The 16,471-nt window shown below is 69.1% G+C and carries 9 protein-coding genes and 1 pseudogene; 7 read left to right on the top strand and 3 right to left on the bottom strand.

Annotation, left to right across the window (positions count from 1 at the left end):
- Nucleotides 1-39: 39 nt before the first annotated feature.
- The 4 genes from ACGGAQ_RS00825 (at nucleotide 40) to ACGGAQ_RS00810 (ending at nucleotide 11,514) form a co-directional block, all read left to right on the top strand.
- A complete protein-coding gene (locus ACGGAQ_RS00825; RefSeq protein ID WP_393045599.1) occupies nucleotides 40-3,621 on the top strand; it encodes a LamG-like jellyroll fold domain-containing protein in 3,582 nt (1,193 codons plus the stop codon).
- Nucleotides 3,622-3,876: 255 nt separating this feature from the next.
- Nucleotides 3,877-10,656: an RHS repeat-associated core domain-containing protein gene (locus ACGGAQ_RS00820; RefSeq protein ID WP_393043367.1), complete on the top strand. Its 6,780-nt coding sequence runs from the start codon at nucleotides 3,877-3,879 to the stop codon at nucleotides 10,654-10,656.
- Between the two features lie 68 nt (nucleotides 10,657-10,724).
- Entirely contained in the window at nucleotides 10,725-11,108 is a 384-nt protein-coding gene (locus ACGGAQ_RS00815) for a hypothetical protein (RefSeq protein ID WP_393043366.1), read from the top strand.
- Nucleotides 11,095-11,514 (top strand): hypothetical protein, encoded by a 420-nt coding sequence (locus tag ACGGAQ_RS00810; RefSeq protein WP_393043364.1) that lies wholly within the window; start codon nucleotides 11,095-11,097, stop codon nucleotides 11,512-11,514. The genes ACGGAQ_RS00815 and ACGGAQ_RS00810 overlap by 14 nt, the downstream gene beginning before the upstream one ends.
- A 203-nt stretch (nucleotides 11,515-11,717) precedes the next feature.
- Here the strand turns inward: ACGGAQ_RS00810 and ACGGAQ_RS00805 are convergent, their stop codons facing one another.
- Both ACGGAQ_RS00805 and ACGGAQ_RS00800 read right to left on the bottom strand, forming a co-directional pair.
- Entirely contained in the window at nucleotides 11,718-11,915 is a 198-nt protein-coding gene (locus tag ACGGAQ_RS00805; RefSeq protein ID WP_393043362.1) for a cellulose binding domain-containing protein, read from the bottom strand.
- A 165-nt stretch (nucleotides 11,916-12,080) separates the two neighbouring features.
- Nucleotides 12,081-12,266 (bottom strand): annotated as a pseudogene (locus ACGGAQ_RS00800) (glycosyl hydrolase family 5); the annotation flags it as partial.
- Nucleotides 12,267-12,628: 362 nt separating this feature from the next.
- Here ACGGAQ_RS00800 and ACGGAQ_RS00795 point away from each other — a divergent pair.
- Both ACGGAQ_RS00795 and ACGGAQ_RS00790 read left to right on the top strand, forming a co-directional pair.
- Nucleotides 12,629-12,784 carry a hypothetical protein gene (locus ACGGAQ_RS00795; RefSeq protein ID WP_393043360.1) on the top strand — a complete coding sequence of 52 codons (156 nt, stop codon included), beginning with the start codon at nucleotides 12,629-12,631 and terminating at the stop codon, nucleotides 12,782-12,784.
- Nucleotides 12,784-13,749 carry an N-acetylmuramoyl-L-alanine amidase gene (locus ACGGAQ_RS00790; protein WP_393043358.1) on the top strand — a complete coding sequence of 322 codons (966 nt, stop codon included), beginning with the start codon at nucleotides 12,784-12,786 and terminating at the stop codon, nucleotides 13,747-13,749. Before ACGGAQ_RS00795 ends, ACGGAQ_RS00790 begins: the two co-directional genes overlap by 1 nt.
- 161 nt (nucleotides 13,750-13,910) lie before the next feature.
- Here ACGGAQ_RS00790 and ACGGAQ_RS00785 read toward each other — a convergent pair whose 3' ends face one another.
- Nucleotides 13,911-15,050, bottom strand: coding sequence for a cellulose binding domain-containing protein (locus ACGGAQ_RS00785; RefSeq protein WP_393043356.1), 1,140 nt, complete (start codon nucleotides 15,048-15,050; stop codon nucleotides 13,911-13,913).
- Nucleotides 15,051-15,350: 300 nt separating this feature from the next.
- Here ACGGAQ_RS00785 and ACGGAQ_RS00780 point away from each other — a divergent pair, with 300 nt between their 5' ends.
- A complete protein-coding gene (locus ACGGAQ_RS00780) occupies nucleotides 15,351-16,457 on the top strand; it encodes an FAD-dependent monooxygenase (RefSeq protein ID WP_393043354.1) in 1,107 nt (368 codons plus the stop codon).
- The last annotated feature ends 14 nt before the right edge of the window (nucleotides 16,458-16,471 follow it).

The raw sequence follows: 16,471 nt of genomic DNA, 5'->3' as shown, positions 1-16,471 counted from the left end.
CATAGCAGAAAGCGGGGCCGGCTCTTCACGCTCGGCCTCATGGTGGGCCTCGCCGGCCTGCTCTCCACCACCGTCTACGCCGACCACGCGGACCGCTCGCCGGCCACCGCGCCGGTGGCGGCGGTGGAGGAGAACCCGGTCCGGGAGACCGAGGCCGAGGCGCTGCTCGCCGCCGAGTCGCTCGGCCAGCCGGTCGAGGTGCTCGCCTTCCGCACCGAGTACCGGGACGTCTTCGCGCAGCCGGACGGCAACCTGATCGCCAACGAGCACAACCAGCCGGTCCGGGTGGTCCAGGGTGACGCCTGGGTCCCCACCGACGCCACGCTGGCGCAGAACGCCGACGGGACGATCACTCCGAAGGCCGCGCTCATCGACATGCGGATCTCCACCGGCGCGGCGGACCCGCTGCTGGTGGTCCGCAAGGACGACCAGGTGATGACCCTCACCTGGCCGTACACCCTGCCCGCGCCGGTGCTCAACGGCGACCAGGCCGTCTACCCGGACGTCTTCCCGCACGTCGACCTCGTGGTCAACATGACGGTCGAGGGCTTCTCCCACGTGATCGTCCTGAAGACTCCCGAGGCCGCGAACACGCCCGAACTCCAGGGCCTCAAGCTGGGCGTCACGGGCCAGAACCTGACCATCCAGGAGACGCCCGAGGGCGGCATCGTCGCGCTGGACCCGGCCACCGGGAACCCGGTGCTGGAGGCCGACCAGCCGACCATGTGGGACAACGGCACCCCGACCGGTGAGGGCGGCACCACGACGGCCAGCGCCCAGAAGACGACCTCCGGCACGTTGGCCGCGGAGTCGACCACGGCCGCCACGGTCGCCGGTGAGACCGACCTGGAGACGGCGCGCGGCCCGGAGGACAGCTCGACGGTCGCGCCGATGGGGCTGAACTACGCCAACGGCGCGCTCACCCTCACCCCGGACGCGGCGATGCTCGCCGACCCGGACACCAACTGGCCGGTCTACCTCGACCCGGTCTGGCAGGCCACCACCAACAGCTCCTGGGCCATGGTCGACAGCGGCTACCCCAACGAGGAGTACTGGAAGTTCGACGGCAAGCGGCACGAGCGGATCGGGCTCTGCCCGGAGCTGTGCAACAGCTCCAAGGTGAAGCGGGTCATCTACACCCTCTCCACGCCGTACTCCGGCAAGACGATCCTCAGCGCCGAGTTTCGGGTCACCATGCAGCACGCCTGGAACTCGACCCCGCAAGACGCCCAGCTCTACCTCTTGCCAAAGGCGATCAACTCGTCGACGAACTGGAGCAACCAGCCGGGCGGGTCGAGCTGGAGCAGTGGCGCCAACTGGCTGGATACCAAGGCGCCCAGCAGCACCCAGGCGACCTGCACCTCCACCAACCAGAACGCCAGCTGGGACGCCAAGGAAGCCGTGCAGATCGCGGCGGCGAGCGGCTGGAGCACGGTCACCCTCGGCCTCAAGGCCGAGAACGAGGGCAACTACCAGCACAGCAAGCGGTTCTGCGACAATGCCGTGCTCTCGGTGAAGTACAACCGCGCCCCGCTGATCCCCGCCCTGTCGGAACTCACCTCGGACCCGGGTGGCGCCTGCGTCTACGGCTCCGGCGCCCCGTACGTGTGGAAGATCCCGAAGCTCTCCGCTGTGCTCCGCGACCCGGACCACTCATCGGCGCACACCGAGCAGCTCAAGGCCGAGTGGCGGCTCACCTGGCGGGCTCCGGGAGCGCAGGCCGACACCGTGCGGTCGTACCCGACGACGCTGCTCAAGGCGAGCGGATCGATCTTCACGCTCACCGCGCCGTCGGACATCCCGCAGAACGTCGTCGTCTCCTGGGAGGTCCGCGCGTCGGACAACACCAGTTGGGGACCGTGGAGTTCCGACGGCACCCGTAACCCCTGCCAGTTCATCTACGACGCCACCAAGCCTGCCCCGCCGGACGTCGACTCGCCCGACTTCCTGCCGGACGACGCCGGCGACGGCGGTTCGCCGGACTGCAAGACCGACGCGGAATGGCACGAGAAGCTCGGCCTGACCACCAGCTTCACCTTCGACTCCGCCGCCGCGGACGTGGTCGAGTACCGGTGGGGCTTCAACACCAACCCGTCCTCGGCGAACAGCATCAGGCCGACGACCGCCGGCGGGCCGTCCACCATCCAGTGGAAGCCCACCAAGGAAGGGCCCTGGACGCTCAACGTCATGGCCGTCGACAAGGCCGGTCTGGGCAGCTCCATCGCCTCCTGCACCTTCCGGGTCGGCAAGCGGCCGCCGGTGTCCCAATGGGCCTTCTCAGAGGTCGCCGGCTCCAAGCAGGCGGAGGACACGCTCGGGGACCACGACGTCGTGGCCGGCAGCGGCGTCACCTTCGGTGTGCCTGGTCCCGGTGGGCAGTTCGACACGGCTGTGAAACTCGACGGCACCTGGAACGGTTACCTGAAGACGACCATGGACCCCGAGGAGCCGGACAAGACCCTCTGGGCCGTGGACACCTCACGCAGCTTCACGGTGACCGCCTGGGTGCGCACCTCGGACCCGACCCGCCGGCAGACGATCGTGAGCCAGGACGGCACCGGCGAACCCGGGTTCAGCCTGGGTACGGAGGGCGGGAACTGGGTGTTCCGGATCCCGACCAACGACGTGATCTCGCTGGGTGAGTGGCGGGTCTTCTCCACCGGCACCACCCCGTCCCCGGTCACCACGGATTGGACCCACCTGACCGCCTCGTACGACGACTCCACCAAGAAGATCTCCCTCCTGGTGAACGGGACCAACCTGTACACCGCCGACCGGCGGTCGCAGTCGAAGTCCCGGGGTGCCGTGCAGTTCGGCCGGCGCGTCGTCAAGGGCGGCTACGCGGACAGCTGGATCGGTGAACTGGCCGACGTCGCCTTCTTCGACCGCCCGATCCTCTCCACCGAGACCACCGGGCTGAAGCAAACGGCCCTCAACCGGGTGGCGTACTGGCAGCTCAACACCGCCACTGGAACGAGCAGCCCGGAGTACGACGCCAAGGCGGCGATGACCCTCGGGCCGGATGCGTCGATCTACAAGGGCGTCTTCCCGCCGCCCACCGCGGCGCTGCTAGGCGGGGGGCACCTGAAGCTGGCCGGCAAGGCGACCAGCTACGCGAGCACCACGCTCAACGCCAACATGACCAGCAGCTTCACCGTCACCGCCCGGGTCAAGCTCACCAGCAGTTGCGCGGGTACCCCGATGACGTTCTTCTCGCAGAAGGGCCTGCACAACAGCTCGGTCATCGTCCGGTGCAACAACGCAGGCCGGTACGAGCTGGCCGTGCCGGGCACCGACACGGTGGGCGCGGCGGTCGAGCTGACCCCTCTGGTGGACGAGGCCCCGAAGACCTTGACCAAGGGTGACCTCGTCGCCCTGGTCTACAACGGCTACACGCACGAGTTCCTGTTCTACGTGAACGCCGAGGTGGTCGGTTCGGTCCAGCTCACCGAGCCGTTCAACGCCACCGGTGGGCTCCAGTTGGGTCGGGCCTTCATCGACGACCAGTTCCGCGAGCACCTCTCGGGCGCCATCGACGATGTCCGGGTCTACACCGGCGTCGCCGACAAGAACCTGCTCCAGCGGTTGAACCTCACCGTCAAGGAACAGCCGAACCTCTGATCCCCCGGGGGGGGGGGGGGGGGGGGGGGGGGGGGGGGGGGGGGGGGGGGGGGGGGGGGGGGGGGGGGGCCCGCGGCGGGGCGGGGGGGGGGGGGGGCCGCGGGGGGCCGCGGCGGGGCGCCCCCCCCCCCCCCCCCCCCCACACCCCCACCCCCCACCCCCCCCCCCCCCCCCCCCCCCGCGGGGCGGCCCCCCCCCGCCCGCCCCCCCCCCCACGGCTTCTTCCGCTTATCCCCGACCACCCGTGGAGGGTTGATGTTCTCCCGACACCTGGGCGCCTCCGGCGTGCTGCAACGCCGGATCAAGCGACCCGTGTCCTGGGCGATGGCCGGCATGTTGGGCCTGACCTTCGTCCAGGCCGTCGAGATGCCTACCGCTGCCGCTCAGGGCAGCAACCGCCCCAAGACCGCCGACTCCGGCAAGGTCCTGCCCGAGCGGGACCCGCTGCCCGCCAAGCCCCGGAAGCCGAACGCCGCCGAGGCCGCGGCGACCACCAAGCCGGCGTCGGTCACCTGGCCGGCCGCCGGCGCCACCGAGATCGCCCTGCCGGTGCCCGCCTCGGCCGGCGCCCGGACCGTCGCGCCCGGTGCGGCACGCACCGCCAAGGCGGGCGGTCTCACCGTCTCCGTCGCCGCGGTGTCCGCGCCCGCGAGCGGCGCCGCCGGCACCGCGAGCAGGGTCGCCCCGGCCACGCCCCCCGGCAAGGTCCGGGTCGAGGTGCTCGACCACGGGACGGCTGAGCGCGCCAAGGTCGACGGTCCGGTCGTGCGGGTCGCCCGCACCGACGGCCAGCAGGCCGCCGGCGACGTGCGGCTCTCCGTCGGGTACGACGGGCTGGCCGGCGCCTTCGGCGGCGACTTCGGCAGCCGGCTGCGGCTGTCCCGGCTGCCCGAGTGCGCGCTGCGCACCCCCGAGCGCAAGGACTGCGCGGCCCAGCCGCTGCCGACCGTCAACGACGGCGAGAAGCACACCGTCTCGGCCGAGGTGACGGCGACGGACAGCGCCGGCAGCCTCTACGCGCTGACCGCCGGTGACTCGTCCTCCCAGGGCAGCTACGCGGCGTCGAAGCTCGCCCCGTCCTCGCAGTGGTCGGTGGCCCCCTCCACCGGCGGTTTCTCCTGGTCGTACCCGCTGCAGACGCCCCCGGTGCCCGGTGGCGGAGGGCCGGGCATCACGCTGGCGTACTCCTCGCAGTCGGTCGACGGGCGCACCTCGACCACCAACAACCAGGGCTCCTGGATCGGTGAGGGGTTCAACTACGAGCCGGGCCACATCGAGCGTCGCTACAAGGCGTGCGCCGACGACGGCCACAGCGAGGTCGCCGACCAGTGCTGGGCGTACGACAACGCCACCATCCTGCTCAACGGCAAGTCGACCGAGCTGGTCAAGACCGCCACCGGCTGGAAGTTCGCCTCCGACGACGGCTCCAAGGTGGAGAAGCTCACCGGGGCCGCCAACGGCGATCAGGGGACGACCGGCGTCGACGTCGGCGAGTACTGGCGGGTAACCACGACCGGCGGCACCGAGTACTACTTCGGGCTCAACCGCCTGCCGGGCTGGGTCTCGGGCAAGGAGGAGACGTCGTCGACCTGGACCGTCCCGGTCTTCGGCGACGACGCCAACGAGCCGTGCAACAAGCCGGCCTTCGCCGACTCGTACTGCAACCAGGCGTGGCGCTGGAGCCTTGACTACGTCAAGGACCGGCACGGCAACGTCACGTCCTACTTCTACGGGCGGGAGAGCAACTGGTACGCCCGGGGCAACCGCACCGACCTGAACGGGGTCGAGTACCACCGGGCCGGCTGGCTGAAGCGGATCGACTACGGGCAGAAGGACGGGCAGGTCTACACCACCAACGCCCCGGCCCGGGTGGTCTTCAGCACACTGGAGCGCTGCCTGCCCGGCGGCACGATCGACTGCGACGAGCAGGACCTGAACACCACCACCGCCCCGTACTGGCCGGACGTCCCGTGGGACCGCAACTGCGCCCAGGGCACCAAGTGCAAGGGCGACCAGATCACCCCCACTTTCTGGACCCGGAAGCGGCTGGTCGGCATCACCACCCAGATTCGGGGCGCGACCGCCTGGACCGACGTCGACAAGTGGGCGCTCGATCACCTGCTCATGGACAACAGTGACGGCAGCCGTACCCTCTGGCTCAACAAGATCACCCACACCGGTCTGGTCGGCGGCAGCGCCGCCATGCCGAGCGTGGAGTTCGGCGCCATCCAGTTGCCCAACCGGATCGACAGGACCGGCGACTTCATCGCTCCGCTGATCCGCTTCCGCCTGGCCACGGTCTACACCGACAGCGGCGGGCAGATCGACGTCAACTACGAGAAGCCGGACTGCACGGAGACCACCCTCCCGACCGAGGGCAAGAGCACCCGCCGCTGCTTCCCGGTGAAGTGGAACCCGCTGGGCAGCGGTAGCCAGGTCACCGACTGGTTCCACAAGTACGTGGTCAGCGCCGTGGTGGAGACCGACCGCACCGCACGCTCGCCCGACATGGTCACGAAGTACAGCTACCTCGACGGCGCCGCCTGGCGGAAGGCCAAGCCGGACGGGCTGAGCGACGGCAAGGACCTCACCTGGAGCGACTGGCGCGGCTACGGCCGGGTCCAGGTCACCAAGGGCGACGGTGAGACGCAGACCGCCAAGACCGAGTACCGCTACCTGCGGGGCATGCACGGGGACGACGACCCTGACAGCACCAACCCGCTCTCGGTGACTGTGACCGACTCCACCGGCGGCACCTACACCGACTACGACGAGCTCTCCGGTTATGAGTACGAGAGCAAGACGTTCGACGGCGCGACCGAGATCAGCAAGATGATCAAGACGCCGTGGCGGTACAAGACCGGCAGCGAGTCGCACGCCTGGGGGGCCAGCGAGTCGTACTTCGTCAACACCGCCAGCACCCGCGGCTACACCGCGCTCGCGGCCGGCGGCTGGCGGCAGACGAAGACCAGCACGACCTTCGACACCACCTACGGTCAGGCGTACCGGACCGAGAACGAGGGCGACGTCGACGTCACCGGCGACGAGGCGTGCACCCGCACCACCTACGTCACCGACGTGACCACCTACGGCGACAACAAGCCGGTCTACGTCAAGGACCTGGTCTCCCAGGTCGAGTCGGTGTCGGTGAAATGCTCCGCCACCCCGAACCGGGCCACCCAGGTCATCTCGGACGACCGCACCTACTACGACGCGCAGGTGCTGGCCAAGGCGAAGGTCACCGGCAACGCCACCCGGACGGAGCGGCTGGCCACGCACGACGGCACGACGGCGACGTACACCCGGGTGGCGGAGGGCACCTTCGACGGCTTCGGGCGGCCGCTGACCGCGAAGGACGCGCTCGGCGCGGTTACCACCACCACCTACGTCGAGACCAACGGACTAACCACGCAGGTCACCGAGAAGAGCCCGCTCGGCTACGACACGGTCACCACGTACGCGCCGGCCTGGGGCAGCCCGACGCAGCAGGTCGACCCCAACGGGATGAAGAGCGTCCTGGAGTACGACCCGCTGGGCCGGCTGTCCAAGGTCTGGATGCCGGACCGCACGGGGGTCAGCGGGCTGACCCCGAACACCAAGTACACCTACCTGATCCGCACCGACAAGCCGGCGGCGGTGAAGACCGAGCAGCGGCGCAACGACGGCACCTACACCGTCGAGTACCAGCTGTACGACAGCCTGCTCCGACCCCGGCAGCTGCAGACCGAGGGTCCGGACGGCACCCGGCTGATCGCGGACACCTTCTACACCCCGACCGGCCAGGTCGAGCGGACGTACGACACCTACCAGGTGGCGGGTGCGCCGACCGACGTGATCTACCCGGCCGTGCCGGCGGACATGACCGGTCAGACGGCGTTCGTGTACGACGGCGCCGACCGGGTGAAGGCCACCATCTTCCTGGACGGCATCAGCGAGAAGTGGCGGACCACCACCACGTACGGCGGTGACCGGGTCTCGGTCGACCCGCCGGACGGCGAGACGCCGCGCACCACCATCTCCAACGCGCTCGGGCAGACCACCCAGCTGCTCCAGTACAAGGGCAACAGCCCGACCGGCGCGTACGACAAGACCGAGTACACCTACACCCAGTCCGGCCAGCTCGCGACGGTGAAGGACCCGCTCGGCAACCAGTGGGAGAACCGGTACGACCAGCGGGGCCGCAAGACCGAGTCGATCGACCCGGACGCGGGGCACTCGTACTTCTCCTACGACGACCAGGACCGGCTGGCGGTCAGCACCAACGGCGTCGGCGCGTCGCTGAGCTACCGCTACGACGCGATCGGCCGCAAGACCGCCACGTACAAGGGCAAGGACCCGGACACGGGCCAGCTGCTCAGCGAGTGGCAGTACGACCTGGAGAAGCTCGGCCAGCTCTCCTCCACCACCCGGTACGCCCCGGACGGTGGCGCGTACGTCACCTACTACAGCGCCTACGACGAGCTGTACCGGCCGCACGAGACGTACTACCAGGTGCCGGAGCAGGCGGGCGCCGAGCTCGCCGGCCTGTACACCTTCGGCACGGAGTTCAACTTCGACGGCACGGTGCAGTCGGTCGGGATGTCGGAGGGCGGCGGCCTGCCGTTCGAGTCGATCGCCTACACCTACGATTCGCTGGAGCGGCTGAAGAGCACCAAGAGCGACGTCCCGTACGTCACCGACGTCTCCTACCAGGCGACCGGTGAGGTGCTCCAGTCCGAGGTGCAGCTCAACACGCAGAAGGTCTGGTCGACGTACGCGTACGAGCGGGCGTCGAAGCGGCTGAGCCGGTTCCAGCTTGGACGGTCCGGCGCGCCGGTCATCGACATCGACGCCAAGTACAGCTACGACGATTCCGGCAACATCACCCGGATCGAGGACACCCCGACCGGCGCCCGGGACGTGCAGTGCTTCACCTACGACTACCTGCGCCGGATGGACCGGGCCTGGACGTCGGGGAGCACGGCGACCGACCCCTGCGCCGGCGGCCCCAGCGTCACCGGGATCGGCGGGGTGGCCCCGTATCACCACGCCTACACCTTCGACGCGACGGGCAACCGCAAGACCGAGACCCAGTTCGCCGCGAACGGCACCTCGTTGCTCGCCCGCAGCTACGAGACCCCGCTGGCCGGCCAGGCCCGGCCGCACACGGTCGACAAGATGACCGAGACGACCCCGTCCGGGGACCGGCTCTACACCTACGCATACGACACCGCCGGTAACACCACCAAGCGCACGAAGGTCGGCGAGGACCAGACCCTGGTCTGGGACGCCGAGGGCAACCTCGAGTCGGCCACCGCCAACAGCAAGACGACGTCCTTCGTGTACGACGTCGACGGGTCGCGGATCCTTCGCAAGGAGCCCGGCACGACGACGCTCTACCTGCCGGGCATGGAGATCCGGCTCAACACCACCACCCACTCCACGGACGGCACCCGCTACTACCCGGTCCCGGGTGGCGGCAGCATCGTCCGCAAGCTCGACGGCGTCCGCTACGTCGCGCCGGACCACCACGGCACCGGCCAGGCGGTCGTCGACGAGGCAGGGGCGATCGTCAACCGGCGGACCACGCCGTACGGCGAGTCGCGTGGGACCCCGCCCGGACCGGGGCAGTGGCCCACCGAGAAGGGCTTCGTCAACGGCAACCAGGACAGCAGCACCGGCCTGGTGAACATCGGCGCCCGCGAGTACGACCCGATGCTCGGCCGGTTCATCTCGATCGACCCGATCATCGACGTCAACGATCCGCAGCAGATGCACGGGTACGCGTACGCGAACAATAACCCGGTCTCGTTCTCCGACCCGGACGGCCTGCGGGCCTGCTCGGACGACGCCTGCGGTCCGGGCGCCGACTACGAGGACATGTACGGCAACTACCACGACGTGCCCGGGCACAACGACGGTTGCCACGGCTGCTCGGGTGCGTACGACCCGCACGCGCCGGCCGAGAACCACCCGCGGACGAAGGACAACGGTGGCGGCGGTGGCGGTGGCGGTGACGCGGCGGCGGCCGCGGAGAAGGCCCGGCAGGAGCGCATCGCCAAGGCGAAGGCCGTCCTCCTCGAGGCGGGCAAGGCGCTCGCCAAGATCGCGATGGACGAGCTGGGCATTACCGACGCGTTGAACTGCATCACCAAGGGCGACGTCGGCGGCTGTGTCAGCACGGTGATCACCATCGCCAGCTCCTTTGTGGGTGGCATGTTGGGCAAGCTCGCCAGCAAGTACGGCGCGCCGTGGAAGTGGGAGAAGGGCTACCAGCTCGGCGTCCGGGTCAAGGACCTGCTCGGCAAACTGATCACCGGGGTGAAGGACTTCATCAAGGCAGGCAAGAAGGCCTGCCACAGCTTCGCTCCAGGGACCCTCGTGTTGCTCGAGGACGGGTCGACAAAGCCGATCGAATCGGTCGAACTCGGCGACAGAGTAAGGGCTACGGATCCGGAAACGGGGCAGTCCGGCCCGGAACAGGTGGTCGCGACATATACCAACCAGGACGTCGCCCTGACCGACCTCGTCCTCGTCGTGACGGGGCAGCCGGAAGTAACGGTCCAGACCACCCAACACCATCCCGTTTGGAGTGCCCAGCGACAGAAATGGGTGTTCGCAGCAGACCTCAAGCCGGGGGAATCGCTGCTATCGCTGCATGGTCAGCAGGTCATCGTCAAGACTGTGGAGTCCTACACCGGATCCCGAGTCATGCACGATCTCACGGTGCGCTCGGTGCACACCTACTACGTCGTCGCGGACGGTGCACCCGTGCTGGTGCACAACACGGGGGGCCGCCGGCCCTCGGACTACGATGACTGGGACGAAGATTCGTACGAGAAGATGGAGCGGGGTGACAATAGAAGGAGTAACAGCAAGGTAACTTACGAAATGGAGCGCGCGGGTCTGGATCCCAAGGACCGTGCGGCGCGTGAGGAAGTGCACCGTGGCATTGGTGATCGGAAGCTGGACGGAAACGCTAACGTGAGCCGCGATGAGTTACGGGAGGCGATCACCGATGTGGGTGGTAACGCTGGAGAGGTCTGCGACTTATAGTGCCTGACCCTCGGCAGCTTGCCGGCATCCTGGGCGCCCTGCACGGTACGACTGTGCGGGGCGCCCGCGTGCGTGACAACGACATTCTGATCTTGGAGCTGCAGTCACCCTCGGGCGATGTGACCGCGATTCGCGTCTTCTCCGTCGCCTGGCGGGTGGAGACCGTGGCACAGATGCTAGTCGGCTCCTACGACGATCCTGTTGACCTGCCGCGAATGGTGCACGTTCTAGAAGGGGCCACCATGACGAACGTGTCGGTCAGTTGGCCCAGCCTCGACACGATTTTCGTTTTCGGCGATCTTCGGCTCCGTGTCTTTTCCGTCACCAGTCGAGTGGATCCGCGATGCTGGCAGCAATGGTCGGCGCGGATGGCGGATGGGAGGGTGCTCGACGTCGGTCCCGGCCAGACTTGGACGCTGAGGGAGAGGGGGCCCAAGCGTGAGCCTCAGTGAGGCTGAGGTGGCGATCCTCGAAAGCATCATGTCGCCGATCGTCGGCTTCCCGGTCGACGAAGCGAGGCTGAGCGAACTCGGCGGCAGTCTGGTTAGCATTGCCGTCGGTGGGGGCCTAGTCTGGCTGCAGATGTGCTCCTGGCGGATCGAATCGGATTCTGATTTTCTGGTGGCCTGCGAGGATCACCGAGACCACATCCGAGCCGCGGTGCCCGCACTTGATGGACGGACTCTGACGTCGGTGCACGTATCGCGCTTCCTAGACCTCACGTTCCGCTTCGCCGATCTGCGGCTCGTCGTCTTCACCGCGGCTTCGGTCCCCACCGATGTGGAGAGTTGGTCGGTCCAACTCCCGTCGGGGGAGGTGCTGTTCGCTCTTTCCGGTGCCCGTTGGTCGTTGCGTTGACGGCTCCACCGGCGCAACCTCACCTTAAAGTGCCAGCGCGTCAGTGATGTCGCATCCGGCTGCGTGACGAACCGGGGCGGTACGACGAGGGGCGCAGTCCGTACGAACCGTGCCCCTCGTCGTAGGCCTGGAATTAGGACTTGGTGCAGGTAGCCCGTTAAGGGCGCAGCTTGCTGGCGCGGAATAGGCCCGCTCGGCGTTGCCTAGTGGCCGAAGTTGGCCGAGGTGCCCGGCGAGAGTGTCCCGTTATAGCTGACGTTGTTCGAGGTGATCCCGGACTCGATCTGAGTCACCGTGACGCTCCACGCGTTGGTGACGTTCTGCCCCGAGGGCAGGTTGTAGTTCACGGTCCAACCGTTGATGGTGCTGGAGCCGGTGTTGATGATCGTCACCTCGGCCATGAAGCTGTTGTTCCCGATGTGGGTCGGGGTACTTCACCGAGCATGCCGAACCGGCCGGCGGCGGAGGCGTGATGCGGGTCGAGGTCGGGCTGGGCGGCGGGCAAGGCCGCCGCCGGTGTTGACGCCGTGCGAGTAGCCGCTCACCGCGAGCCCGGCACTGCACTGTCACGGCTCGAAGCCAGCCTGGATGCTGGTCGGATACCGGTCCGCTGTGATCGCACCCCGGAACTTGATGTCTTTGATAAAGATCATCGTGCCGAAGCTCAGGCTGGCGATCGGCGACGGCGTGACGTACGAGGTCAGGTTGATCTGGCCGTTGCTGCCGCGCTCGACCTTTGAGGTGCGCCCGGCGAGGCCAGCGGCGCGTCGATTGGCTGGATGGGGCCTGCCGGTTGAACCAGATCATGGTCCCCATCTGGTCGACCCCGTCCTTGGCCCGGGTGGTGCTGCGTTGGCACATCGACCACGAGATCGTGGTGACCCCGAAGTCGGTGACCCCTGGAGCGGATCAGCGCCAACTTCGACGTCTTTCACTTCTCACTGACGGCGGAGGAGATGCGCGACATCGACGCGCTCGGCGACGCCTGAATCGGCGGATTCCTTCAAGGCGTGGCCCGAATGTGAAGGGTATCGACATCGACGCTCATGACGGTATAGCGTGCCGTCATCACGCTCGTCGATGCGTGTGAACCCGTCGCCGCTGGAGGACCGCCATGGCCCGATCCCCGTCCGTCCGTCTGCGCCGTCGTGGGGTGCTCGGCATCCCCGCCCTGGTGGTCGCCGCGCTGACCACCCTCGCCGTCCGACCCGCCCCGGCGAGCGCCGCGCCGAAGGCCGAGTGCCTGGCCGACCTGCTGCGGGACTCCTGATGGCGACCATTCCGTGGCTCGTGGACGTGCTGCGCGGCGCCGGGGTCCAGGTCGTCGTCGAGGGGGACTGGCTCAACCGGATGCGACCCGGCTCCTTCGACCCGATCGGGGTGCTCTGGCACCACACCGCCTCGACCTCCAGCGCCAGCAACCCGCACCCCGCGCTCGGCATCTGCATCAACGGTCGCTCCGACCTGGCCGGTCCGCTCTGCCAGGCGCTCGTCGACTACAACGGCGTCTTCCACGTCATCTCCGCCGGCCGCTGCAACCACGCCGGGGTCAGCGGTGGCAGCGGACCCATCTCCGCCGGTGACGGCAACACCCTCATGATCGGGTGGGAGATCGACTACAACGGCGTCGACCAGGAGATGACCGCCGCGCAGTACAACGCGTCGATCGCCGCGACCGCCGCCGTGCTCACCCGCCTCGGCCGAGACAGCAGCTATGCCCGCGGCCACCGGGAGACCAGCACCACCGGCAAGATCGACCCGTCCTTCATCGACCTGAACGTGATGCGCGCCGACGTCGCCGCGAAGATGGCCGGCGGCAGTACGGCATGGTCGTCCACGGTGGACAACACGACCTCCGGTCGGTTCACCGCCAGCGCCAACTGGGGCGTGTCGACGTTCTCCAGCCAGCGGTACGGCGCCGACTACCGCTACGCCGACCCGGTCGCGGCCAGCGACCCGGCCTGGTACCGGTTCAACGTGCCGGCGACCGGCACCTACCGGGTCGAGGCGTGGTGGCCGACGAACAGCGGCTACAACAGCGCCACCCCGTACATCGTCGCCACCACCACCGGCAACCAGACGGTGTACGTGGACCAGCGGGTGACCGGTGGGCAGTGGCGCGTGCTCGGCACGTTCACCCTGCCGGCGGGCGACGCCAACCGGGTGGCGGTGAGCCGCTGGAGCAACGCGACCGGTCTCGTCATCGCCGACGCCGTACGCCTGACCCGGGTCTGACCTCTCCCGCCCCGCCTTGATCGACTCGACTTCCCGGAAGTCGGGGTGTCCAGGTGCGATGATGCCCCGACATCAAGGAACCCGAGTGGAACTCGGCAGGGTCAGAGAAGCCGCGGGGGCGTGACCGGAACGGTCACGCCCCCGGTCGGTGGTGCTACCCCTCAGGTCCTGGAGCAGGTGGCGCCGTTGAGCGAGAAGCTCGTCGGGGACGAGTACGACCCGCTCAGCGTGCCCTGGTAGCCGAAACTGGCCGTGCCGCCGGGCGCGATCGACCCGTTGTGGCTCACGTTCCGCGCGGTCACCGCGGACCCGCTCTGGCTGACCGTGGCGTTCCACGCGTTGGTGACCGTCTGCCCGCCGGGCAGGTTGTAGGTAAGCGTCCAGCCGTTGATCGTGCTGGACCCGGTGTTGGTGATCTGCACGTCGGCGGTGAAGCCGTTGTTCCACGAGTTCGCCGTGTACTTCACCGCGCAGCCCGAGCTGCCGCCCGGCGGGGGCGTGGTCGGGGGCGGGGTGGTCGGCGGCGGGTTGGTGGGGTTGCCGCCGCCGTTGACGTTGGCCGAGAACGAGGTCACCGCGAGACCGACGCCACCCTGCCACGGCTCGAAGCCGGCCTGGATGCTGGTCAGGTACCAGGAGTTGGTGATCGCTCCCCGGTTGCGGGTGTCGTTGATGAAGTCCAGTACGCTGAAGTTCAGGCTGGAGATCGCCGACGGCGCGACGTAGGAGATGACGTTGTTGGAGCCGTTGCTGCCCCGCCAGACCTCCCAGGTCCGGCCGGCCAGGTTGGCCGTGCCGACCACCGAGCCGATGGGCTGGATCGGGCCCTGGCGGTTGAGCCAGATCATGATCTCCATCTGGTTCACCCCGTCCCGCTTGGGCGACGGGTCCAGCCAGATGTCGTACGACGCGTTGTAGGTGGCGCCGCTGACGTACCGGTAGGAGATGCTGCTGGTGGCGCTGCTGATCTGGCTCACCTGGATCGGCAGGTTCGTGCCGGGCGAGCAGTTGGTGTAGTGACAACCGAAGAAGATCGAGGGGTACGCCGTGGGCGCGCCGTTGGTGGGGCTGCTGCCGTTCAGCGTGGTGATCTCGAAGCCGCTGCTGGTGACGTTGATGCACTGCTGGGCGGTGGTGCCCCAGCGGTTGTTCTGCACGACGTAGCGGCCCTGGATGACGGTGGAGCCGTACTGTTCGCAGATCTGGGTGTCGGCGGAGGCGTTGCCGCCGAGGGCCACGGCGACGAGCGAGCTGGCGACCAGCAGCCCGGCGGCGGCCAGGGCCCGAAGTTGACGTTTCATGACGCTCCTTGACTCGGCGCGTGCCGGGCGCCGGATGTGGTGGGGTGGTGCGGGAGCGCTCCCACGCTCAACGACACATTTACATGCCTGAAACTGAGGCGCAACCGCCCGCGTCAAACTGGTGAATTGTGACGATTGCCATCCGGCCGCCGAACGGGCGTCCACGGGCGGCCAGCTAAACGGCGCGGACAGCCGACGAGCGGATCCGGCGGGCCGATCGGGCTCTGGTGTGCGCCGATCGCTCCGAGTAGCGTGTTGCCTCCGACGCGTGCCGCTCCCCCTCCGGAGGCGTACACCACCATGGGTGGCTCCCCCCTGCGCATTCTCATCGTCGGCGCGGGCATCGCCGGCTTGGCCGTGGCCCGGGCCCTGCGCCTGGCGGGCTTCCGGCCGGACGTCACTGACAAGCTGCCCCCGGGGGAGTCGACCGAGACCGGCCTGTACCTGCCCGGCAACGCCGCCCGCGCGCTGCACAAGCTGGACCTGCACGACCCGGTCCGACCGCTCGGGCAGGTGATCCACCGGCAGCGCTTCTTCGACGCCGCTGGGCTGCCCCTCTGTGAGGTGGACCTCGACGCCCTCTGGGGCGGCGTCGGCGAGTGCCGGGCGCTGCCCCGGGCGGACCTGCACCGGGTGCTGCTCAGCGGCGCCGGCGGCGCCGTCCGACACGGCGCCGAGGTCCGCACCCTCGACCTGCTCCCGCGCGCCGTCGGGGTCACCTTCACCGACGGCACCAGCACCGAGTACGACCTGGTCATCGGCGCCGACGGGCCGCGTTCCTCGGTCCGGGCCCTGGCCGCGCTCGGCGGTCCGCCCCGCCCGGCCGGGCACGTCGTCTACCGGGCCGTCCTGCGTGACGGCCCGCCGGTCACCGACTGGACCGCCCTGCTCGGGCAGCGCTCCGGTCTGCTGCTGGTGCCGATCGGGGAGGGGCGGCTGCACTGCTACGCCGACGAGGCGGGCACCGAGCCGCCCGCCGACCCGCTGGCCCGGCTGCGCGAACTCTTCGCCGACTACCGGGGCCCGGTGCCCGAGGTGCTGGAGATGCTCGACCGGGTGCACGCCGGGATCACCGACGAGGTCGAGCTGGGCCGCTGGTACCGGGGGCGGGTGCTGCTGGTCGGCGACGCCGCGCACGCTACCGCGCCGACCCTGTCCCAGGGTGCCGCGATGGCCCTGGAGGACGCCGTGGTGCTGGCCGAGTCGCTGCGCGCCGCTGGCAGTGTGGAGGCGGCGCTGGTGGCGTACGAGAGTCGTCGTCGCCCGCGTACCCGCTGGGTGGCCGACCGGACCCGGGACCGCAACCGGACCAGGGACGTGCCGCCGGCGCTGCGCGACCCGCTGCTGCGCGGACGCGGCGGACGGATCTTCGGGGAGCATTACCGGTTGCTGGTCGGCCCGCTGTAGGCCCGTAGTAGATC

Origin of the sequence: Micromonospora sp. NPDC047557 (assembly GCF_043205095.1) — a bacterium.
In the GTDB taxonomy this organism is placed as follows: Bacteria; Actinomycetota; Actinomycetes; order Mycobacteriales; family Micromonosporaceae; genus Micromonospora.
This window is presented reverse-complemented; position numbering and strand designations above follow the sequence as displayed.